We start from the raw sequence: 208 nt of genomic DNA, 5'->3' as shown, positions 1-208 counted from the left end.
GTGTCAATATTTAACCAACGAACGAAAAAAGGGGCCCCGAAGGGCCCCTTTTCTGATGGCAGGATCAGCGATTACTCGATGATCTTGGCAACCACGCCAGCGCCAACGGTACGGCCGCCTTCGCGGATCGCGAAGCGCAGGCCATCTTCCATGGCGATCGGAGCGATCAGGGTGACAACCATCTTGATGTTGTCGCCCGGCATTACCA

1 pseudogene is annotated in these 208 nt (G+C 56.7%); it reads right to left on the bottom strand.

Annotation, left to right across the window (positions count from 1 at the left end):
• Nucleotides 1–71: 71 nt before the first annotated feature.
• Nucleotides 72–208 (bottom strand): annotated as a pseudogene (tuf, locus tag G5A07_RS22130) (elongation factor Tu); the annotation flags it as partial.

Source organism: Stenotrophomonas sp. AS012628, from assembly GCF_010608305.1.
Lineage (GTDB): Bacteria > Pseudomonadota > Gammaproteobacteria > Xanthomonadales > Xanthomonadaceae > Stenotrophomonas > Stenotrophomonas geniculata.
Note: the sequence above shows the minus strand (reverse complement) of the source record. Positions and strands in the feature narration are given on the sequence as shown.